Here is a 21,905-nt window from a genome sequence, read left to right as displayed (position 1 = left end):
GAAGGGATGCAGTTATTGGATATGCTAAAGAAAATGAAAAAAAAGGATGGTGTATTGATCATTTCTGCCCGACATTCTTTGGATTCGAAATTGGCAGGATTAGACCTCGGTGCAGATGATTATCTGGTCAAACCGTTCCATTTATCAGAACTCAAAGCAAGAGTAAGTGCCATTGTACGGAGAAAGAATTTTGATGGCGATAACATCATTACCTATAACGAGATCAGCATCGACGTATTGGCCATGACCACTACCGTAAATGGAAAAGCAATTGTACTGACCAGAAAAGAATTTGACCTGTTGGTGTATTTTTTGGCCAACAAGGGCAAAGTGGTTACCAAAAATGCCATGGCCGAACATTTATGGGGCGATGAAATGGACATTTCAGATGATTTTGATTTTATCTATACCCACGTTAAAAACCTTAGAAAAAAACTATTGGAGGCAGGTTCTCAAGATTACCTCCGCTCCTTGTATGGCATTGGTTATAAATTTGGTGAATCGGTGAAATTAGCCAACAAATACAATAGGGTAAACCTGATCACCTCGTTGGTGGTATTGGTCATTACCGGAGTGATCTATTACATTGTGATCCACTTTATCCTTACCGAAAAGCTCGACAAAGATCTAGCGGTTGAGGAAGACGAAATCAAACAATATGTAGCCACTTACCACAAGCTGCCATTGGCTTCTAGTTACATAGACCAACAGGTATATTATAAAGCATTGACCGATACGGCCCCAGATGTACGCCTATTCCATTATACTACCTATAACAATGCCAAAGAACACGAAACAGAGCCTGGAAGAAGCCTGATCACTTCGGTTAAGGTAAATGGCAAAAGGTATGAAGTAACCATCATCAAATCGAGGGTAGAGGCCGAAGACCTGGTGAGGATCATCTTGCTCATTACCATTGCGGTGACGGTTATTTTACTTGCTGCCCTGATCTTGATCAACCGTTTTGTACTCAATCGCTTATGGAAGCCTTTTTATACGATTTTGAACCAGATGAAAACCTACGAGCTGGCCAAAATGGATGACATTGCCCAACAGCAGACCAATATTGATGAGTTTAAAGAACTGAACGACTCTGCAAATGCCATGGCTGCAAGGGTAAGACAGGATTACAAAGAACTGAAAAGTTTTGCCGACAATGCATCGCACGAGATGATGACTCCATTGGCCATCATCAATTCAAAACTTGATTCGTTGTTACAGACCGATTCTTTTACCCCAGAACAGGGGGCAATATTAGAAGATGTGTACCATGGCGTTGGTCGTTTGTTCAGGTTAAACCAATCGCTCTTGTTATTGGCCAAGATAGAGAATAACCTTATTCCCGATGTTCAGGATATCGATATGCAAGAGTTGTTGACCAACAAGATCAGACAGTTTCAAGAACTTTTTGAGAAGGATGGGCTAAGCCTGGTTCAAGAACTTCGGCCTAGCCAAGTGAGGATGAGCCGGTATCTGGCAGATGTCTTGTTGAACAATCTTTTTAGCAATGCCATTCGGCATAACCACAATGGTGGTACCATAGCAGTGCTATTGTATCCAAATTCGCTGCAGCTGATCAATACAGGTAAGGATATTGAATTGGACGATAAATTATTTGAGCGTTTTGCTAAATCTACCGCTTCTGAAGGCATGGGCTTGGGGCTGGCGATCACCAAACAGATCTGTGCGTTATATGGCTTTGTGATCAGCTATCAACGGAAAGACCAAAAGCATTGTTTTACAGTTGTTTTTAATCCAAAAATATAGCTACAGAATTACTACATAATTAGGTTTTAGTTTTATGTTAAAATTTAAAACCATGAAAAAAACAATTGTATTCCTGTTCTGCTTATGCTTTGTTTCCACCGCAACCTTTGCACAAAAACTAAATGCTAAAAAAGTGCCTGCAATAGTAACTGCTGCTTTTGCAAAAAGACATGCCACAGTTAGCAAAGTAAGCTGGGAAATGGAAAAGACCAATTACGAAGCCGGATTTACATTAGATGGCAAAGAAACTTCTGAGGTTTATACCGCCCAAGGTGTATGGGTAGAATCGGAAGTAGAGATGAAAGTTGCCGAATTGCCAGATGCGGTAAAGATGAAATTGAAAGGTAAAAAAGTAGCTGAGGCTGCAAAAATTACCAAGGCCGATGGTACCGTGGTTTACGAAGCAGAAGTTGGCGGTAAAGACCTGTTGTTCGATGCCAAAGGAAATCTAGTAAAACCCTAAGCACCTGTTTTGATGAGGGGAAAGATAAGCATAGGTAGTTTGCTGTTGATCTGTACAGCAACTACCTGTTTAGCGCAAAGGCAGGATTCACTGACCACAGATCATGCAGGTCTGGTCGATCTAAAAAATATCCATACCACAATTCAACCTGTAAAATTTAAGGCTGCCCAGTTTATTGCACCTGTGCTATTGATGGGTTATGGTTTTGCGGCAGTTTATAACCATGGACCTTTAAAGGAACTGGACCTGAGTACAAAAGACGAACTTCAGGAAGACCATCCATTATTTGCTGCCCATGTAGATGATTACCTACAGTTTGCACCCGCTGTTGCCGTGTATGGGCTTAACCTATCAGGTATTAAGGGTAAACACAATCTGATGGATGCATCGATGTTATATGTTACTTCAGCTGCGATCATGGGGTTATCTACCCATTTTGTGAAACAGGGTGTACATCGGCAAAGGCCAGACGAATCTGGGTACAATTCATTTCCTTCTGGGCATACGGCTTCGGCCTTTGTGGCAGCCGAATTTCTGCACCAAGAGTATAAAGATGTTTCGCCATGGTATGGTTATGCCGGATATTTTGTAGCCACGGCTACGGGTACCTTAAGGATGTATAACAACAAACATTGGTTTAGTGATGTAGTTGCAGGAGCTGGTTTTGGCATAGCCTCGACCAAAATCTCTTACTTGGTCTATCCTTACATCAAAAGATTGTTTACCGGCAAAGCGGTGCAAAACCTTTCTATTATGCCTATGAGACAAGATGGCGCCAATGGTTTTGTAGCCAATTATAGTTTTTAAGTAACACGGATGACCTGCTTCAGATTTACTTCATATTTAGTGCCTAGCTTAGTGATGGTTCACTTTGTTTATCTAATCATAATTACATGAGGATTACCCAAAGGTTTTTGTTTTTGTGTTGCCTGATGTTGGTGCAGACCTTAACCCTACAGGCGCAAAATGCTACCAGAAACATTGATTATTTTTTGGGTGCGGCCACAAAATATAGCCCAGTTTTAAAGGATTACAAAAATCAGCAGCAAAGTATCAGGATCGATAGCCTATTGGTACTGGCCGCCGCAAAACCTCAGGTTACGGCAAGTTCGGCAGGAATGTATGCACCAATCATCAAAGGTTATGGTTATGATGAAGTACTTTCTAATGGACAAAGCTTAGAAGCCTTGTTGAACGTTAATTACGACCTATCCAACAAAAGAAGAATCAAAAACCAACTCGAAGGCATTAAACTACAAAGCGATTCTGTACAATATGCAGGCGCACTTTCGCTTTTCGATCTAAAGAAATCAATCACAGATCAATACATTACGGTGTATGCCAGTCAGCAACAAGTAGAATTTAACCAAGAGGTAAGCACCTTATTGAAAAAAGAAGAAGCCCTGCTCAAACAGTTGACCCGCAACAATGTGTACAAACAATCGGAGTACCTTACATTTTTGGTTACACTACAGCAACAAGAGCTGAGCCTCAAACAAGCTGAACTGCAATACCAGAATGATTATGCAACGCTGGGTTACCTTGCTGGCCTTACCGATACCAGTACCATACCTTTGGCCGAGCCTCAACTCGCCTATCCGGTATCGCAGCCAACAAAAGGATTTTTTACCAAGAGATATGATATCGACAGTTTAAAGAATGTGAACCAGAAGAGCACCATAGCCCTTAATTATCGACCTAAGTTTGGGGTATATGCCAATAGTGGCTATAACTCTTCTTTTTTATTGCAGCCGTATAAAAATTTTGGGGCAAGTGTAGGTTTTACTTTATCGGTACCGATCTATGATGGCCACCAAAGAAAAATGCAGTACGAAAAATTGGACCTGGCCACATTGACTTCCAACTATTATAAAGACTTTTTTGTAAGGCAACAGCAGCAACAATTGAACCTGATCAGGCAACAATTGACAGCCACTGATCAACTATTTGGACAGATCAACCAGCAGATCAAGTTTGCAAAAGGGCTGATAGAAGTAGACAGCAAGTTGTTGCGTACAGGCGATATCAAAGTGGTTGATTATATCATTGCGATCAACAATTATATGACTGCAGCCAATCTGTTTAGGCAAACTACTACCAATCGATTAAAACTGATCAATCAATTCAATTACTGGAACAACTAATATGGACAGATCTCTCAAAGTTTTATACAGTTTAATTTTTGTCCTATTGCTTGGTATGGGCTGTAGGCAGGCAGATCCTATTGCAGCAGAAGAAGAAATAGAACCTGTTACCCCTGTACAGGTCATTGCGGTTGCAGACAGTTCACTTACCGAATCAATCACCGTTACGGCCGTATCGGCCTACCTCGAAAAAAGTTATGTAAAGGCAAATATTAATGGATACGTAGTGGCTTCTGCTGCATTAACAGGCAAGCAGGTAAGCAGTGGTCAATTGCTTTTCAGTTTGATCACCAAAGAAGCCAAGGCCATAGGCAATAGCATCAACCAGCTTGATCCAGATTTGAAATTTTCTGGAGTTTCCAAGATCAAGGCGGCCCAATCTGGACTGATCGTTCAGGTAAACCACCAAAAGGGAGATTATGTACAAGATGGAGAGGCGCTGGCCACCATCTGCAACCGAAACAGTTTGGTATTTTTGTTAGACCTGCCCTACGAATTTAACCAATTGATCCAAAGCAATACGAATCTGATGATCGAACTGCCCGATGGGCAACAATTAAAAGGCATGCTGAATGGTACCATGCCCTCGGTCGATTCGCTGGCCCAGACCCAACGTTACATTGTTAAAGTAAATTCGGCCAATGCCATACCCGAGGGTTTGATCGCCAAGGTTAAGCTGGTTAAGGTCAACCATCCAAATGCACAGGTGTTACCCAAATCTGCGGTATTGGCCAATGAAACAGAAGACCGGTTCTGGGTGATGAAAATGATCAACGATTCTACTGCGGTAAGGGTCGATGTAAAAAAGGGAATTGAAAACCATACCATGGTTGAAGTATTGAGCCCTAAGTTTGATAAAAAAGACAGGTCATCAAGACAGGGAACTACGGCATTGCCGACACAGCAAGAGTGAAGATCCAGAAATAAGCACAGCCAGATGAAGAACTTTTTCATTTCCCATAAAAACCCAATTCTTGCGGTACTGGTGGTCATCCTGCTGGGAGGGGTCTACACTTTCGAACAATTGAAAACATCTTTGTTCCCAGAAATTACTTTTCCAAAGATCAAGGTCATTGCAGAGGCCGAATTGCAGCCCGTTGATAAAATGGTGGTTACGGTAACCAGACCGCTAGAAAATGCGATCAAACAAGTGCCTGATCTGCAATTGGTAAGGAGTACTACCAATCGGGGCAGTTGCGAGCTATCGGCATACATGAACCCTGGGGCAGATATTGACCTGAGCCAACAAAGGATCGAAGCGCAGATTGCCAAGATCAGCAATAGCTTACCACCAGGGGTTAACATTTCTGTAGAGAAGATGAACCCTTCTATTCTGCCAGTAAGTGGGTATAGCTTAGAGAGCCATTCCAAATCGCCAGTTGAACTGAAAAAAATCGCCGATTATACCGTCAAACCTTTTTTATCGCAGGTAGATGGTGTTTCAGAGATCAGGGTAATTGGGGGTAAAATCAAAGAGTATTGGGTTGAATTGGATCCACAAAAAATGCAAGCATTGGGCATCTCGCCAGATCAGTCAATACTTCCTTGAGCCAAACCAATTTTATCAAATCAAATGGTTACCTGTCGCAATACAACTATCTCTATTTGTCGGTTACAGATGCTACCGTGCAGACAAAAACAGGTCTAGAAAATCTGGTGCTGATCAGAAGAGGGGCTAGGATCGTAAAGATAAAAGATGTAGCACAGGTTAAGATACAAGAGAGTGTTGAATACACAAGGATCAACGCCAACGGAAAAGATGGAATTTTGATCGCCGTAATCAAACAGCCCAATGCCAACTTGGTAGACCTCTCTAGTGAGATGGAGGTTAAAGTTAAACAGCTCAAAAAACTATTGCCTGCGGGGGTAAGTATCAAACCTTATTATGTACAGGCCGATTTTGTAAACGAATCGGTTAAAAGTGTAAAAGATAGCCTTTGGGTTGGGTTGGCCTTGGCCATTATCGTAGCCATTATCTTTTTGCGGTCGCTTAAGGCCAGCGCCACCATTTTGATTGACCATTCCGGTAACACTTTGTTTAACGGTTATTGTACTTTATTTTGTGGGCTACTCATTAAACATCATGACCCTAGGGGCCATTGCAGCAGCTATAGGTCTGATCATTGATGATGCCATTGTAGTGGTAGAACAGATCCACCGCACACACGAAGAACATCCGGAAGAGCCTACCGTAAGTTTGCTGAACAAGGCCATCGATTACTTGTTTCCGGCCATGCTGGGCTCATCAATCAGTACCATTGTGATCTTTATCCCTTTTGTGTTGATGACAGGCGTGGCAGGCTCTTATTTTCAGGTAATGACCAATACCATGATTATTACTTTGGTCTGCTCTTTCTTTGTAACCTGGATGGTATTGCCTGTAATTTACCTATTCTTAACACTTAACTCGGCGCAAAATACAACAACTGCCCCAACCAAACTGCACGAGGTTAAATCTCAAAACTGGGTCCGTTATTTTATCCAAAGACCGATCATTAGTATGGGCTTGATGGTATTGCTGATTGCGGTGATTGTATTTGTATTTCCACGATTGGAAACTGGCTTTTTACCCGAAATGGACGAAGGGAGCATTGTATTGGATTATGCTTCTCCGCCGGGAACTTCATTAGAAGAAACAGACAGGATGTTAAGAGAAGTAGAAAAAGAGTTGGTGAAGATACCTGATGTACAAGCTTATTCTAGAAGAACTGGCACCCAGATGGGCTTTTTTATCACCGAGCCCAATACGGGAGATTATTTGATCCAATTGAAGCCCAACAGAAGCAAGACCACCGATGAAGTGATAGCCGACATCCGTAGCCATGTAGAAAGTACACAGCCTGCATTAAAGGTAGATTTTGGTCAGGTAATTGGAGATATGTTGGGCGATCTGATGAGTTCTACACAGCCCATAGAAGTGAAGATTTTTGGCAATGAGCAAGACAAATTGCAGGCACTTTCTAAAAAGGTTGCCGACATTGTTGGTCATGTGAAGGGAACTGCCGATGTATTTGATGGAATTATACTTTCGGGCCCAACGGTTAACATACAGCCTAACTTTAGTCTGTTAGCCCAATATGGCATTACCCCAGCCAGTTTCCAACTGCAGGTACAAACTGCCATACAAGGAAACCTGATCGGCGACTTGTACGACAAACAACAACTGTCGCCTATACGGATGGTGTACCCCAACAGCAGGAACATTGGGGTTTCGGCAATCAACGACCTGAAGATCTTTTGGCCGATGGTACTGCAATCCCAATTCAAAATTTAGCAAAAGTTGAAATCACGGCAGGGAGTGCTGAAATAGAACGAGAAAATCTACAGTCTATAGGGGTGGTTACCGCAAGGTTAGACAATAGGGATTTAGGCAGTGCCATGAAAGACATCCAGGCTGCCGTAAGTAGTAAAGTTAACCTGCCTTCGGGTTATCATATTGAATATGGAGGGGCTTATAAAGAACAACAACAGTCGTTTTCAGAACTGTTGACCATATTGATCGCCTCTAGTTTATTGGTGTTCAGTGTAATCTTGTTCTTGTTTAAGGATTTCAAGATCGCATTTTTAATTCTGGTGATCTCTGTACTTGGAATTTCAGGTAGTTATTTAGCACTATTTTTAACCCATACGCCGCTTAATGTAGGGAGTTATACAGGTTTGATCATGATTGTTGGGGTCATTGGCGAGAATGCCATTTTTACCTTTTTACAGTTCAAAGAATCACTACACGAGAAAAATGTGGATGATGCGATCACCTTTGCCATTTCTACCCGTTTAAGACCAAAACTGATGACTGCTTTGGGGGCAATTATCGCATTGATGCCACTAGCCTTGGGCATAGGGGCCGGCGCACAATTGCACCAACCTTTGGCCATTGCGGTGATCGGCGGCTTTATCATTGCCCTACCTCTTTTATTGGTGGTACTGCCAAGCCTGATCCCGAAAAATCTATGCAAAAACTTAAACCTAACCATTGCAGTTTAAACCTACAATAGTTAAGCGAAATAAGGGTTTACTTGCCAAGTTCCAAAACCTGAAAGCTTCCTGAAACCCTTTTAGGTCGGGTATTTGGGCTGATCGCTTTTTCAAAATCTGCCGTAGGTAAAAATAGATGATGGCTAACAGGATCCAAGGCAATGGTTCTTGCACCATTTTTGGTCTGGATGGTTTCCTGTACTACAAATTTTTCTGCAGAAATGGCTTTTACTGCTGTAATTGTTCCTTCTCCATTGGCACTGTATGCTGTTTTTAAGATAGGGTCGAAAACTACACCATCACAGTTGTCGCCAATAGGCAAAGTTGCAACCTGACGACCGCTTTTAGCATCCAATATGATCATCACCTTATTGGCACAAACGGTAAACAACCTCGATGTTGCGCGATCTATGGCCAAGCCAGAAGGTTCTTCGCCACCTTTCAGTTTATATCTTGAAAGTACCTTAAAGGTTGTCGCGTCAAAACAGACGATCTCTCCGGTATCTTCAATGTTGACATATATTTTTCCCTTACCATCAGATACACCCGCTTCAGGTTTTCCACCCAATGCAATAGTGGCCACAACTTTGTCTGTTCGGGGATCAATAATGCTGGCATCCATGCTTTTGCCATTAAATACGATTACCTTTTTTGAAAAATCATCAAAAAAAGTGGCATCTGGATTTTGTCCAACCGTTACCTGCCCAATTACTGCTGCTGTATTGAGGTTAAAAACTGTACAGGTACCAGTTCTTCCATTGCTGGTATAACCTTTGGCAAAAGGAGTAGCTATGGCAATGCCATGTACCCCCTGTGTATTAGCAATCACACCTGTAGAATCGCCAGTAGTTGTATTGATGATGTTGACCTGGTTGCCATGAGAAACATACAACCTGTTGTTCTTTTGGTCAACAGTTAGGTAGTCCCATCCACCATCGCTGTGTATGGGATGGGTTTTGATAAGGTGAAGTCCAGTTTTTTGCTGTGCAAAACCAAAACTGCTTAGACTAAGCAGGGCGGCAATAGTAAGAAGTTTATTTTTCATGTTTTTTTATGATAAATAAAAGTAAACACTCTGTAGCAATACTGTAGTTGATGGCTTACTGACAAAGAATATCGAAATAAACCCTAACAAAGCAGATTAGAAATTAGCTAACTTAGCAACCGATCCAAACATTATACCCCGTACATTGGAAATACCAGCGATTTTTAGGAGCAAAAGATTAAGTGCTATCCTTTTAGGTACAGATACAAATGCCTATGCCCGCTTGGCCTTACATGTGGTTTTTTGGCTCTGTATCTTTAAATGGTTTATCATGCAGGCACAGTGGATCGTAGGCAATATCGATACCACATCTTACTACCTGGTCGCGTTTCAAAAGAATGTAATCATCATTGCTTGTTTTTATGCCATCTCTTATGTGCTTGGTCGTAAGCTCTCTAATTTAGGCATCGGATTGTTGATCTTAGCTGTTTTGGTCTTAACGTTGATCGTATATGGGCTAACATCGTACCCTCTATACCACTACATCAATGTATATTATACCACACCTAGCTTTTTTCAACGTTTTGTAAAAAATACTTCAACGCAGGGTCTTTGGACCTTTATGACTAATCCTAGTGTAACGTATTATTACATCGAGCAATTGGGTTTTGCATTGTTTATTCCTTTGAGCATTAAGATCTTTCGCATATCCTATAGAGCCAACTTTGATAAATTACAACTTGAAAAAGACAACCTTCTTTTAGAGGTAGGTTTTTTGAGGTCGCAGATCAATCCTCATTTTTTATTCAATACCTTAAATAGTGTCTATTCGTTAATTGAAGATAAAGACGAAGTAGCGGCCAACATGGTTTACTCGCTCTCAGATATGATGCGTTATTCGCTCTATCAGGCCAATGGAAAAGATGCTGCGGTAAACAAAGAACTTGATTTTATCAAGAGTTATGTGGCCATCCAAAAGATACGCCATAGCAAACGACTGACCATTACTGCCGATTTTAGTGAAGAAGTAAAGGATTTCAGGATTCCACCTTTGTTGTTGATCGACTTTGTAGAGAATGCATTTAAACATGGGGCAGATCAGATCAGCAAAGAGGCTTGGGTCAATATCAGTGCCACCATGGTCAACAGAAATGAGTTCTGTTTTCAGATCAGTAACCTCAAACCAGAAACAGTGGCAAGATCTGGCGCAGTGGGTATCGGTATTGCCAACGCAAAACGAAGATTGAACATCCTTTATCCCGATAGGCATCAGTTGACCATTGTAGAAACCGCCGAAACGTATAATGTAACCTTAAAGATCTGGTAAGATGAGTAGTATAACCTGTATCATTATAGATGATGAACCCCTAGGGCAAGAATTAATAGAGAAATACATTTTACGGATGCCATCTTTAAAATTGTTGGCCAAATGCGATGATGCCATCGTAGCCATAGAAAAAATAGCAGACCTTAAGCCACAACTTATTTTCTTGGATGTGAACATGCCAGAAATGAGTGGTTTGGAACTGGTTAAAACTTTTGGTGCTGAGCAACCAATGGTGATTTTGACCACAGCTCATGCCAATTATGCAGCAGATGGTTATGAACTAGACATCCTCGACTTTCTGTTAAAGCCCATCACTTTCGAAAGGTTTGTCAAAGCCATTAACAAGGCAAAGGAAAAGGTTGATTACGAAAGGATCAAACAACAGCCCAACAGGAATGAGCCTGCCCAACAAAAGCGTCAGGTAGTGTTTAAGGAAAACAAAAAGTTTGTGAATGTGCTTGTAGAAGAGATCAACTACATAGAGGGGATGAAGGATTATCTAAAGGTACATACCCAAAACACAACTATCGTTACCCACATGACCATTAAAAGAATAGAAGAGCTTTTGCCTACGGACGAATTTTTAAGGGTGAACCGTTCTTTTATTGTAAGGAAATTAGCCGTTGGCACCATTACTGGCAATACCGTAGTGATGAACAATGGTGAACAGATCCCGATAGGCACCAATTACAGAGACATGGTCAAAAACCTGATCGAAAATGGGACGCTTTAATTGACATTCGTCTAAATACGTATGCTAAACGTCGAAATTAATCTTTATCGGCGACGATGTGCTGTTTCTTTGACTGAACAAAAGTTTAGTATAAGTTGAAGTCGGCCCTATTGAAACAACATCTTTCCATAACCAGCTGTGCAAATTGTGGTGCAACACAAACCAGCGGCCATTTCTGCAGTCAATGTGGGCAAAAGCTGGGCACTGCACAACTTACCTTAAAAGAATTGCTGCATGAGTTATGGCATTCCTTGACCCATGCCGACAAAGGCATCTTCAAATTGGTCAAAGAACTTTTTTTACAGCCCAAATTGGTTTATACCAGTTATTTTAAGGGGCAAAGGAAAAAGTATTTTAGCCCTGTATTGTTTTTTATCCTTACGGCTGGGATATTGACCATTTTGTATCCATACGTGTTCGATTATGAAGACCAGATTACCCATCGGCATAACGAATGGGGTAGAGAGATCTATCATTTTACCAAATACAGGGCATTGTTACTGTTGCCTTTTCAGGCACTGCTTACCTGGTTGTTTTTTTACAAGCGCTACAACTTGGCAGAGATTACTGTTTTTTGGTTATACACGCTAGGGCTTACCTATGCCATCAGGATTTTGTTGTTACCCCTTTACATTCCTTTGATCAGCTACAAAGGGATTTTGGATGATAGTTTTACCATACTCAGCTCGTTCATTATCTTATGGCAAATGACAATGCTGTTCGGTCGTGTCAGTAACCTAGGTTGGTTATTGCTGATCGTTAATTTATCGTATATCCTCGATTTTGTATTTCAGCTGTACATCATCTTCGGTTTCCACTTCTTTAACAATACCATTGGCATCAACTCATGGTACGACCTTATTAAAATCAGATACTCACTCTAGCTATGAAAAACCTAATAAAAATTTTCTTTTTGATCTGCTGTTGCTGTTCGGTAAACTTGGCCAAGGCCCAACAAGTAGACCTTGCTTCCTTAAATGCCTTTTGGAAGATTACCGACCGTTTAAAACAGGGTGATACCCTATCTCGTAAAGAATGGAAAGACTTTTTACAATTGGAAGGCAACAAGGTTTATATCGAAAACCAGGCTTTTAGCGAACAGTTTCTAGAAAACTATCGCAAAACCTTACAGTTCGTATATCACCCTAAAAATGCTGTGCGCTTAAAAAAAATGATGGACGATAAGCTGAACAATTGGATCGCCTACAAGATCAACCAATACAAAGACCACGAGCAGGTTTTAAAAGCCTATGCAGCGCAGCTTCAAAATCCAGCTTATTTAGATAGTATTTACAAAAAATGCTGGGCATGGTTGCCGAAGCGATTGCAGGTTAAGACTCCAGAAACGAAGATATTCATTATCGGTATAGACAATGATGCATTGGTTGATAAGGGGGGCATTGTTTTTACCTTATGGAACGTATACAATCAGGATAAATTAAATTACGGAATTGTAGGCGCACATGAATTGCACCATATTTTACGTGGACAAAGAAGTTTGAAAGCCACCATTCCTGCAGACGAAGGGATACTGTATGCCTTGCAGGCGGTGCTGAACGAAGGAAGTGCGGATATGATCGACAAAAAATATTCATTTGACCCAACCAAAGACATCGTTTACGAGTATCATTTTGAGGAGTTTCTGTTGACCCGACCCGACAGTATTGTTAAACAGTTGGATACGGCCCTACAGTTGATGGCACAGAGCCAAAGCACTACCTTTAAAACGGTAAAGGAATACCGTAACCTGATGAACTATTCTAGCGGGCACAACCCGGGTTATTATATGGCAGATATTATTGTACGCAACGGTTACCGTAAGCAATTGATCGCAAATATCCAGAATCCTTTTTACTTTATCTACCTGTACAATAAAGCGGCAAAAAAAGATAAAAAACCCCCACCTGTATTCTCTAAAACGGCAATCGATTTTTGTAAGCAATTAGAGCAACGGTACTGGAAGATCAGCGCCAGCTCATAAAAGCATTTTAGCAAGTTTCCGAAGGTTTTTGCTTTGTCAATTTAATACCTTTGTGTACTGAACAGCGTGTACAATGAAACATCCCTTAGATAACCCCATTTATAATGCTCTGATATCTGGGCATCAGATCTTTGCAAAAGGAACCGAACAGGCCAACTATTACGAACAAGATATTGCCTCATTTGCGGGGCTAAAAGACAATTCGGAAGCAGATTTTGAGGCACTTTATCAAAATAGTCCAGAGGCCAGTGTCTTTGTGGTTTTTACACCCTCGCCGTTAACCCTGCCTAAAAACTGGAAACTGCTTACCCACATCGACATGTTTCAGATGGTTTATGAACCCAAGACTGTTCCCGTAGGTGTAGATGATGGTTTTACAGAACTGAACGAGTTCCATGTGCCAGAAATGACAGCCTTGGTAGCACTGACCCAACCTGGGCCCTTTAAACCAAGAACAATTGTGTTGGGCAATTATACAGGTGTCTATCACGAAGACCAACTGGTGGCCATGGCAGGCCATCGTTTTAATCCAACACCTTATGTAGAAGTGAGCGCGGTATGTACACATCCCAACCATTTGGGTAAAGGTTATGCCTACCAATTGTTGCGCGAGCAGATCAAAAGGATATTGGAAAAAGCTGAAACCCCTTTTCTACATGTAAGGAACGATAACCATGGCGCAGTAAAACTGTATCAAAAGTTAGGCTTCCATATCAGAATAGAAATGATTGCTTATGTGATCCAAAAAGTGGCCTAGAATTAAAACTTTGTATTTACTTTAGTAAACCAAAGCAAAAGGTTAAAAATGGACAAAATTAATTTAGTAGGTGTCATTAGTTGTGTTGCAGTTTTTGTATCCTTTCTTTTAGCCCTGTTTTTGCTCACCGTAAAAACAAAAAATAAACTCAGCAATGTGCTTTTCGCCGCCTTCATTATCTTAAGTGGGATAGATCTGAGTGGCTTTTTTGTTGTTTATTTTGTAGAAAACCAATTAGGTATAGAAACATTTAGGGAGCAGACTTCGTTTCTGATCATGCCTTTCTTTTACCTCTATGTCTTATCCGTTTGTTATTCGGATTTTAAACTAAAACCCAAGCACCTATTACATATCCTACCTTATATCATAGCCAACCTTGTAGTAATGCCAAATGTATATTTGACAGATCAGGCAGGCAAAGAACTTTTCTATAGCAATTATATAGATCAACCCGAAACACTTTTTTTAAGGGTATTTACAGACCTGCAGTTTGTTTTTTATATTGTAGCGGTCTTTTTGACCTTAAACAAATTCAAAAAATTCTATCTCGAAAATTATACAGATCCAGGTAACATCACCTACCGCTGGCTGTTTCAATTGACCATGATTTCTGTGGGGGCACATAGCTTTGTAATGGTCAAAAATATTTTGGTGTACAACAGTCTGACCACCATTTCTATTTGGGCAAATCTTTTGGTAGGTGTAATTGCCCTGAGTGTTTTATGCTGGTTTGTATTAAAGGCATTGTACCATCCAGAACTTTTTAGGGGCGTTGATTCAAAACTACGTTTGGTAAAAGACATCTTGCCCGGAATTGACCAAACATCGGTAGTAAAAAGTGGGGAAGCAAATGAAATGGAGGATAAGATTACAATGCTCCGTACATTTATGCATAAAGACGAACCCTTTTTAGAACCTTCGTTAACCATACAAGACTTGGCTAACCTGATCAATATGCCTGTTAGGGAGTTATCTATTTTGATCAACCACCATCTTGACCTGCATTTTTTTGATTTTGTAAACGAATACCGGATCAAAAAGGCCATGGAGCTATTGAGAGATCCTGCAAAAAGCAATCTAACCATATTAGAGATTTTGTATCATATCGGTTTTAACTCTAAATCTTCTTTTCATACTGCATTTAAAAAATACACCAATCTAACCCCAACGCAGTACCGAAACAATTCATTATAAGCTTGTTGTAAAAAGTCGTACTTCTGGTTTTAAAAGGTCGAACCATTTTCTTTCCGAAAAAAGAGTTCGACTTTTTTTGTCGGACGTTATTGCCCTGTTTGTCGAGCAACTTTGCCTCAACAAACAGAGAAAACATGAAAAAACTTATTGTAATTGCTTTATTAAATAGCCTAACGTTATGGGCAAGCGCACAAGTGCAATTAAAAGGAAACGTAAAAAATAACCAAGAACCTATTGGTTGGGCCAATGTGATTTTATCAAATGCTGAAGGTAAAACCGTAACTGGCAACCTGACCAAAGAAGATGGTTCTTTTGAACTAAAAGTTAAAACGGGAGCCTATAAGCTGAAGATCGTTTTGTAGGTTATGAAGCCTTAGAAAAAGAGCTTTTAATAGCACAAGATACAGACCTTGGTGTACTGCAATTAAAAGCCCAAGGCAATAACCTGAATGAAGTAGTCGTGGTAGCTAAAAAGAAAATGATTGAATATAAAGCAGATCGTTTAGTGTTTAACGTTGAGCAAAGTGTAATGGCCACCGGAGGTAATGCAATTAACGCTATAGGCTCGGCTCCTGGTGTGATGGTGCTTAATGGTAACATTAGTTTGCTGGGCAAAGGCTCAGCCCGTGTAATGATCAATGGGCGGATGCTTGATTTAACAGGACAGGACCTGATTAATTATTTAAATTCTATTTCTTCAAGTGATATCAAAAGCATAGAGGTCATCAATAATCCACCTGCCAAATACGAGGCCAGTGGCGATGGTGGCCTGATCAACATTATCCTTAAAAAAGGAATGGCCAATGCCTGGAAAAATACCAGTAATCTTGCCTACGACCAAAATACATACAGCTTTTTTAGCTTGAACAATAGTTTCTTTTACAATAAAAACAAAGTTAAATTCTCATTCAATGCAGGAGGCAGATTGGGGAACATCAAAACCAGAGAAGATCTGGATACTTTTTATCCAAAAGGGGTATGGGAGCTGAAAAGCGAGGGCAAAGCAAAACAGGACAATGTTACAGCGGGTTTTGCCTTAGACTACGACCTTAGCCCTAAAACAACAATTGGGCTACAATATTTGGGCAATTTTAACAATCCTGATCGTGCAGACCTTACCAAAATAGGGGTCAACAACACTGATCATCATTTAGAATCAGTATTGGTCAATACCGCGGCAAACGATCTAAACAACAAAGGCAATACCTATAATGCACACTTGGTTTCTACTTTAGATACACTCAACAGAAAGATCTCTGTAGACCTTGACTATTTTACCTATGGTGCTAAAATAGACAACAATTTTGTAACCCAAACCTTTTTACCTAACGGTGAATTTCTGAATACCAATCAATCGGCAAGAAATATCGCTAACCAGAACATCAACAATTTTGGGCTGAAGATAGATATGGACCATCCCTTAAAATTCATCAATCTTTCTTATGGTGCAAGGTTAAGTCTTGTAAACAGTAAGGCTGATATAAAATACTACAATACCATTAGTGGTGGTGAAGCTTTTGATCCAAACCGTTCAAACGAATTTGATTACAAAGAAAGCAATCAGGCACTTTATATCAATGGAACAAAACAATTAAATGCCAAGCTGAGTCTGCAGTTGGGCTTAAGGGTAGAAAACACACAGACCGATGGTTTTTCGGCCACCATCAATCAGAAAAATACCAACAACTACCTCAAACTTTTCCCTACGGTTTACCTCTCTTACCAAAAAAGCGAAAGCCATAATTTTGCCTTTAGTTATGGCAGAAGGATCAAGAGACCTAGTTTTGCCAACCTTAATCCGTTCCGTTCTTATATTAACAGCACCAGTTACTCTGAAGGAAATCCTTTTTTACAACCTTCGTTTAACGATAATTTTGAATTTACACATGTGTATAAAGGCAATTTGAGGACCAATGTTTTCTTTAATGTAACCAATGATGGTTTCGGGGTAATCTTTAGCTCAGATCCCAATACCAATACACAGGTGATCAGCAGGCAGAACTATTTTAAAGAATATTATTATGGTATTGGAGAGAACTACAGCGTTAATGTAGGCACTTGGTGGCAGAGCCAGAACATGGTTTATCTTTTGGGTTCGAAAACGAATTTTACCAATGCCATTAATGCTAGCCCAAAAAACGGTGTGCAGTTGTACCTCAGCACCAACAACACATTTGCCCTTGGCCAAACCACAAAACTACAAGCTGATTTCTTTTTTACTTCTAAAGTAAAAAGAGGACTGTATGAAGTAGGTAACATCTACGGATTGAATATTGGCATAAGACAAGATATGATCAAGGATAAGTTACAGTTATCGCTACTGGCAAATGATGTCTTTAATACAGCTTACCTTAAAAACTATACCTCAATAGTGAATGGGGTAAAACAGGTCTATAGCGAAAACAACAGCAGTAGATTTGTTAGGTTATCGTTAACCTACAACTTTGGCAACACCAAAATCAATGTAAAAGGCAGAAGTTTTGGCAACGAAGAAGAACGCAAAAGGACAAATTAAACAAGAGAATGTTTCTAAATAGAAATGAGATTTTAGTGCAGCCTATACAATGGTTAGTTTTGTCGAAAACAAAAACAAATGTCGAAAACAAAACTAACAATCAACAATAATGGTTCGGTAAAGATAGAGGGCGATTTTGAAATCGTAGATAGAAACGGAGATGTATACGGACTACAAGGAAGAACCGTACTTTCTATTTGCAGATGCGGTCTTTCTAAAAACAAACCCTTTTGCGATGGCTCGCACAATGGACATTTTGAGCACGAAGCGGTTGCTTTTGATCTACCTCCAAAAAAGGTTTAACAATTGAAATGCATAGTTAAAGATCAGCCCGGTTGTAAAGACTGGGCTTTTTTATGGATATGGGTAAAACGTAGTTTGGATCAACTATGCTATCTTAAAGAAGTTACATTAACGATAATTAACTAAAAAGAAAGTTTAATCAGTAAAAAGCTAGGATTTTAACGCTAAAAAACAGTTTATATTAATCAATAGGATATAATATTTCATTAAAGGATTGGTTTTTTCTTAATATAAAATTATATTGTACTACCATTGATCAGTAATGTATCAGATAATACAGCACTTGAAACTAAAACAACCTTAAACATAGTAGATCTAAAAGGTTTAACCAGCCGCTCTACTTGTTTGCCCAAAAAACAACACACATCAGTCAACTTAACCAACCAAAACATGAAAAAATTCTTACTATCTCTCCAGTTTTTCCGGAATGTTAACCTGAGTTTAGCCAAATAACCTAGTTGTATTTTGCTTGCTTGTCTGTGCATTTATTGAATTAAATGTATGGTCAACTATGGCTCTTTTGGGGCTATATCGTTAATGTCAATTCAATTCTTTTATTTTTTACAAAATGTATTTTTTATCATGATGAAAAAAACTTTACTTGTTTTGTGCAATTTGATGATCTGTTTATCATTGTTTGCACAAACTCCAATAAAGGTAACTGGTACAGTTACCTCGGCGAAAGATGGTATTCCTGTCATCGCTAACGTAACAGTTAAGGGTACAGCCAATGGGGTATCTTCAACTATGGCAGGTGCCTATACTTTAGATAAGGTAGCGCCCAATGCAACCTTGGTTTTCTCTGCCCTTGGGTTTGAAACCTTAGAAACAGCCGTAAATGGCCGTACAACAATCAACGTAACACTACAAGCTACTGAGCAAGCCTTAGATGAGATTATGGTAGTAGCTTACGGAACTGCAAAAAAAGGGACTTATACAGGACTGCTGCAACTTTAGATAAAGACAAGATCAAGGATGCGGCATTGACATCTTTCGAAAATGCCTTAAACGGTAGGATGCCAGGTGTGCAGGTTACCGCTTCTTCTGGTCAGGCGGGTGCCGTGGCCAACATTAGGATCAGGGGTATCGGTTCAATGAATGCCTCTAACGAGCCGCTATATGTAATTGATGGTGTACCAGTAGTATCAGGTAATGCAGGGCAGATGAGCGATTATACCAGTAGCAGCAATAACATCATGAGTTCGATCAATCCGGCAGATATTGAAAGCATTACGGTATTGAAAGATGCGGCAGCTTCATCTTTGTATGGATCAAGAGCAGCTAATGGTGTGGTATTGATCAATACCAAAAGAGGGAAATCGGGTAAGCCAGTGATCAATGTTAAATCTTCTGTTGGTTTTACCCCATCGTGGGCTACAGATAATTATGAGGTAGCTGGCGTGCAAGAGCAGACCAACATGTTATATAGGACCTTTCACGATAACAAAACATCAGCAAAACAAACTGATGCAGTAGCAAATGCTTATGCACTTAGCCAGTTAAATACCAAGTTTAACAAACATGGTTATAAATTTAGTACCAATGGAACTGGTTTGGGCGAAAATGTGATCATCAGCGGCATGACCGATGGATTGGTAAACAGAGAAGGTACTTATTTTGATTGGGAAGACGCTTTGTTCAGGACCGCTGTGTACCAGACCAATGATGTTTCTGTAAGTGGTGGCGATGCAAATACCACCTACTACTCTTCCTTATCTTATACCAAAGACCAAAGTAGGGTGAAAATAAATGATTTTGATAGGATAACTGGTCGAGTAAACCTTAACCAAAAGGTAGGCAAATACATCGAATTTTTGACCAATGTAAACTTTGCAAGGAGTGGTCAGTCGGGCTTTAATGATACCCGAAATACAGGTTCAAACTATTTCTTCCAATCTAGAAACCTATTATGGCCTTTTTATTGGCCAACAGATTATAAAACAGGCCAACCTTTTACAACCAGGTATGGCAGTTTGGCACAGAATGCGGTGTATTATGACAATGAGTGGGAGAATAAATCGATCACCAAAAGGATAACCGCCAACGAAACCTTAACGGTAAAGATCTTACCAGAATTGAATGTTAAATCAATCTTCTCATATGACAATTCGCAGATCAGCGACCACATCTATTACAGTGCCTTGCACTTTAATGGTGCGGTAACCAAAGGTGCGGTCAATGAAATGACCACCAATATCAATAAATGGGTTTCGTCAACTACCTTAAACTACAACAAACAGTTTGGCCAACACAACGTTAGCTTCTTGGCAGGTTTTGAGGCAGAGCGTAACAAAACAGATTTCCAACGTTCTTCTGGTACTGATCTACCTTCAAGTGCTTTACATACCGTAGCAACTGCAGGTGTATTAACAGCAAGTGCCTACGATTGGGGCAATTCTATTTTGTCTGTTTTATCTAGGGCAGAGTATAACTATAACCAAAAATACTTTGTATCTGGGTCTTATCGTCGTGATGGATCATCAAGATTGAGCCCAAATACACGTTGGGGTGATTTCTGGTCTGTTGCAGGTGCCTGGAAGATCAATAGCGAAGATTTTATGAAAGACCTCAGCTCTATCAGCAACTTAAGGTTAAGGGCATCTTATGGTGTAAATGGTACTTTACCAACGGCCAATTTTGGCTGGCGTTCGTTAACCAGCTATGGCTCTAAATATATGAACCAGGCAGGAGGCGGGATCAGCAATATCGTGGATCCAAACCTAAGTTGGGAAACAAGTTACTCAACCAATCTTGCTTTAGAGTTTGGCTTGTTCAACAATAGGATCACCGGTACGGTAGAGTATTTTAACCGCGATTCGAAAAACTTGTTGCAAGATGTGCCTATTTCGATGGTGACAGGTTTTGGTTCTACCTTAAGAAATGTTGGAGAGATCAACAACCGTGGTCTGGAGTTGGATCTAGGTGGAGACATTATCCGTAAGGATGATTTTAGATGGAGCGCAAGTGTAAATGCTTCATTCATCAAATCTAAAGTAACCAAGCTGTACAGCAATGGTACAAGTCCTCAAGGACAGGATATCATCTGGTATGATCCAACAGGTGGCGATGCAAGGGCCCAATTTATTTACAGAGAAGGCCAATCTACATTAAGCCTTTATGGTTATGAGTGGGCAGGTACCGATCCTGGGAATGGAAAAAATGTATATTATGTAAACAATGGCACCAACGGAGATTTCCTTTACAATGGAAGAGGTGCCTCTTACAGTTTCAATAAAGCGGCCTTTACCATTATTGGTGATGCCATGCCAGATGTTTACGGTGGTTTAAATACTGATGTAGCCTATAAAGGTTTTACATTGGCATTGAACTTTAACTACAAGATCGGTGGCAAATTGTACGATGGAGCCTTTAAAGATGTGGCCGATGATGGCTACTATTGGGAAAGGATCAGGGCCCAATATTATTATGACAACATGTGGACACCTACCAATACCACCGGTACCTTACCTAAACTAGATGGTAACGATTTAACAGACCCAATGCAATACAGCACCCGTCAGATGCACGATGCCAGTTTCTTAAGGTTAAAGAACATCACCTTAGGCTACAACCTGCCTAAAAAATTCATCAACAAAGCGGGTGCATCAAATGCAAGGGTTTATTTTAATGGTTCAAACCTACTTACCTTCTCTAAATACAAGATTGCTGATCCCGAAGTAAACCAATACGGTACCAGAGGTTGGGAAACTCCATTTGGCAAAACTTATACGTTTGGTATTGAACTTAGTTTCTAATGATTT

Annotated in this window: 19 protein-coding genes and 1 pseudogene; 19 read left to right on the top strand and 1 reads right to left on the bottom strand. The window is 40.2% G+C overall.

From position 1 onward, the window contains the following. Window positions 1-33 precede the first annotated feature (33 nt). From ACFJIZ_RS14505 to ACFJIZ_RS14470, 8 genes and pseudogenes are all read left to right on the top strand, one after another. The gene (locus ACFJIZ_RS14505) at window positions 34-1,767 is read left to right on the top strand and encodes a winged helix-turn-helix domain-containing protein (protein ID WP_379085392.1); all 1,734 of its coding nucleotides are present in this window, start codon (window positions 34-36) and stop codon (window positions 1,765-1,767) included. A 52-nt stretch (window positions 1,768-1,819) separates the two neighbouring features. After that, window positions 1,820-2,230, top strand: coding sequence for a hypothetical protein (locus ACFJIZ_RS14500; RefSeq protein ID WP_379085389.1), 411 nt, complete (start codon window positions 1,820-1,822; stop codon window positions 2,228-2,230). A gap of 12 nt (window positions 2,231-2,242) precedes the next feature. Continuing rightward, the gene (locus ACFJIZ_RS14495; RefSeq protein ID WP_379085386.1) at window positions 2,243-3,037 is read left to right on the top strand and encodes a phosphatase PAP2 family protein; all 795 of its coding nucleotides are present in this window, start codon (window positions 2,243-2,245) and stop codon (window positions 3,035-3,037) included. An 86-nt stretch (window positions 3,038-3,123) separates the two neighbouring features. Continuing rightward, window positions 3,124-4,374, top strand: a complete 1,251-nt coding sequence (locus tag ACFJIZ_RS14490; protein ID WP_379085384.1) for a TolC family protein — start codon at window positions 3,124-3,126, stop codon at window positions 4,372-4,374. A 1-nt stretch (window position 4,375) separates the two neighbouring features. Beyond that, window positions 4,376-5,287 carry an HlyD family efflux transporter periplasmic adaptor subunit gene (locus ACFJIZ_RS14485; RefSeq protein ID WP_379085381.1) on the top strand — a complete coding sequence of 304 codons (912 nt, stop codon included), beginning with the start codon at window positions 4,376-4,378 and terminating at the stop codon, window positions 5,285-5,287. Window positions 5,288-5,311: 24 nt separating this feature from the next. After that, window positions 5,312-6,501 (top strand): annotated as a pseudogene (locus ACFJIZ_RS14480) (efflux RND transporter permease subunit). After that, window positions 6,437-7,648 carry an efflux RND transporter permease subunit gene (locus ACFJIZ_RS14475; protein ID WP_379085379.1) on the top strand — a complete coding sequence of 404 codons (1,212 nt, stop codon included), beginning with the start codon at window positions 6,437-6,439 and terminating at the stop codon, window positions 7,646-7,648. Before ACFJIZ_RS14480 ends, ACFJIZ_RS14475 begins: the two are co-directional and overlap by 65 nt. Next, complete coding sequence (locus ACFJIZ_RS14470) at window positions 7,612-8,358, top strand: efflux RND transporter permease subunit (RefSeq protein ID WP_379085377.1); 747 nt, start codon at window positions 7,612-7,614, stop codon at window positions 8,356-8,358. The genes ACFJIZ_RS14475 and ACFJIZ_RS14470 overlap by 37 nt, the downstream gene beginning before the upstream one ends. Window positions 8,359-8,386: 28 nt before the next feature. Here the strand turns inward: ACFJIZ_RS14470 and ACFJIZ_RS14465 are convergent, their stop codons facing one another. Then, the gene (locus tag ACFJIZ_RS14465; RefSeq protein ID WP_379085374.1) at window positions 8,387-9,394 is read right to left on the bottom strand and encodes a YncE family protein; all 1,008 of its coding nucleotides are present in this window, start codon (window positions 9,392-9,394) and stop codon (window positions 8,387-8,389) included. 145 nt (window positions 9,395-9,539) lie between these two features. Between ACFJIZ_RS14465 and ACFJIZ_RS14460 the strand changes: the two genes are divergently transcribed. The 11 genes from ACFJIZ_RS14460 (at window position 9,540) to ACFJIZ_RS14410 (ending at window position 21,899) form a co-directional block, all read left to right on the top strand. Beyond that, on the top strand, window positions 9,540-10,661 hold the full coding sequence (locus tag ACFJIZ_RS14460; protein WP_379085371.1) for a sensor histidine kinase: 1,122 nt from the start codon (window positions 9,540-9,542) through the stop codon (window positions 10,659-10,661). Between the two features lies 1 nt (window position 10,662). After that, entirely contained in the window at window positions 10,663-11,394 is a 732-nt protein-coding gene (locus ACFJIZ_RS14455) for a LytR/AlgR family response regulator transcription factor (protein ID WP_379085368.1), read from the top strand. A gap of 95 nt (window positions 11,395-11,489) precedes the next feature. Further along, the gene (locus tag ACFJIZ_RS14450) at window positions 11,490-12,278 is read left to right on the top strand and encodes a DUF3667 domain-containing protein (protein WP_379085365.1); all 789 of its coding nucleotides are present in this window, start codon (window positions 11,490-11,492) and stop codon (window positions 12,276-12,278) included. Window positions 12,279-12,280: 2 nt separating this feature from the next. After that, the gene (locus tag ACFJIZ_RS14445) at window positions 12,281-13,375 is read left to right on the top strand and encodes a DUF5700 domain-containing putative Zn-dependent protease (RefSeq protein WP_379085362.1); all 1,095 of its coding nucleotides are present in this window, start codon (window positions 12,281-12,283) and stop codon (window positions 13,373-13,375) included. Window positions 13,376-13,448: 73 nt separating this feature from the next. After that, a complete protein-coding gene (locus ACFJIZ_RS14440) occupies window positions 13,449-14,132 on the top strand; it encodes a GNAT family N-acetyltransferase (RefSeq protein WP_379085359.1) in 684 nt (227 codons plus the stop codon). Window positions 14,133-14,180: 48 nt separating this feature from the next. After that, on the top strand, window positions 14,181-15,326 hold the full coding sequence (locus ACFJIZ_RS14435) for a helix-turn-helix domain-containing protein (protein WP_379085356.1): 1,146 nt from the start codon (window positions 14,181-14,183) through the stop codon (window positions 15,324-15,326). Window positions 15,327-15,460: 134 nt separating this feature from the next. Beyond that, complete coding sequence (locus tag ACFJIZ_RS14430) at window positions 15,461-15,688, top strand: hypothetical protein (protein ID WP_379085353.1); 228 nt, start codon at window positions 15,461-15,463, stop codon at window positions 15,686-15,688. Between the two features lie 116 nt (window positions 15,689-15,804). Further along, window positions 15,805-17,841 (top strand): outer membrane beta-barrel family protein, encoded by a 2,037-nt coding sequence (locus tag ACFJIZ_RS14425; protein ID WP_379085350.1) that lies wholly within the window; start codon window positions 15,805-15,807, stop codon window positions 17,839-17,841. Between the two features lie 78 nt (window positions 17,842-17,919). Continuing rightward, on the top strand, window positions 17,920-18,144 hold the full coding sequence (locus ACFJIZ_RS14420; protein ID WP_379085347.1) for a CDGSH iron-sulfur domain-containing protein: 225 nt from the start codon (window positions 17,920-17,922) through the stop codon (window positions 18,142-18,144). Window positions 18,145-18,726: 582 nt separating this feature from the next. Further along, complete coding sequence (locus ACFJIZ_RS14415) at window positions 18,727-19,101, top strand: carboxypeptidase-like regulatory domain-containing protein (RefSeq protein WP_379085344.1); 375 nt, start codon at window positions 18,727-18,729, stop codon at window positions 19,099-19,101. Window positions 19,102-19,112: 11 nt separating this feature from the next. Beyond that, window positions 19,113-21,899: a SusC/RagA family TonB-linked outer membrane protein gene (locus ACFJIZ_RS14410; RefSeq protein WP_379094054.1), complete on the top strand. Its 2,787-nt coding sequence runs from the start codon at window positions 19,113-19,115 to the stop codon at window positions 21,897-21,899. The last annotated feature ends 6 nt before the right edge of the window (window positions 21,900-21,905 follow it).

Source organism: Pedobacter sp. UC225_65 (genome assembly GCF_042698365.1).
Lineage (GTDB): Bacteria > Bacteroidota > Bacteroidia > Sphingobacteriales > Sphingobacteriaceae > Pedobacter.
Note: the sequence above shows the minus strand (reverse complement) of the source record. Positions and strands in the feature narration are given on the sequence as shown.

Coding starts and splice junctions, on each gene's coding strand:
- ACFJIZ_RS14505 (WP_379085392.1), top strand. CDS start 34: ATGAAAAAAAAGGATGGTGTATTGATCATTTCTGCCCGACATTCTTTG.
- ACFJIZ_RS14500 (WP_379085389.1), top strand. CDS start 1,820: ATGAAAAAAACAATTGTATTCCTGTTCTGCTTATGCTTTGTTTCCACC.
- ACFJIZ_RS14495 (WP_379085386.1), top strand. CDS start 2,243: ATGAGGGGAAAGATAAGCATAGGTAGTTTGCTGTTGATCTGTACAGCA.
- ACFJIZ_RS14490 (WP_379085384.1), top strand. CDS start 3,124: ATGAGGATTACCCAAAGGTTTTTGTTTTTGTGTTGCCTGATGTTGGTG.
- ACFJIZ_RS14485 (WP_379085381.1), top strand. CDS start 4,376: ATGGACAGATCTCTCAAAGTTTTATACAGTTTAATTTTTGTCCTATTG.
- ACFJIZ_RS14465 (WP_379085374.1), bottom strand. CDS start 9,394: ATGAAAAATAAACTTCTTACTATTGCCGCCCTGCTTAGTCTAAGCAGT.
- ACFJIZ_RS14455 (WP_379085368.1), top strand. CDS start 10,663: ATGAGTAGTATAACCTGTATCATTATAGATGATGAACCCCTAGGGCAA.
- ACFJIZ_RS14445 (WP_379085362.1), top strand. CDS start 12,281: ATGAAAAACCTAATAAAAATTTTCTTTTTGATCTGCTGTTGCTGTTCG.
- ACFJIZ_RS14440 (WP_379085359.1), top strand. CDS start 13,449: ATGAAACATCCCTTAGATAACCCCATTTATAATGCTCTGATATCTGGG.
- ACFJIZ_RS14435 (WP_379085356.1), top strand. CDS start 14,181: ATGGACAAAATTAATTTAGTAGGTGTCATTAGTTGTGTTGCAGTTTTT.
- ACFJIZ_RS14430 (WP_379085353.1), top strand. CDS start 15,461: ATGAAAAAACTTATTGTAATTGCTTTATTAAATAGCCTAACGTTATGG.
- ACFJIZ_RS14425 (WP_379085350.1), top strand. CDS start 15,805: ATGATTGAATATAAAGCAGATCGTTTAGTGTTTAACGTTGAGCAAAGT.
- ACFJIZ_RS14420 (WP_379085347.1), top strand. CDS start 17,920: ATGTCGAAAACAAAACTAACAATCAACAATAATGGTTCGGTAAAGATA.
- ACFJIZ_RS14415 (WP_379085344.1), top strand. CDS start 18,727: ATGATGAAAAAAACTTTACTTGTTTTGTGCAATTTGATGATCTGTTTA.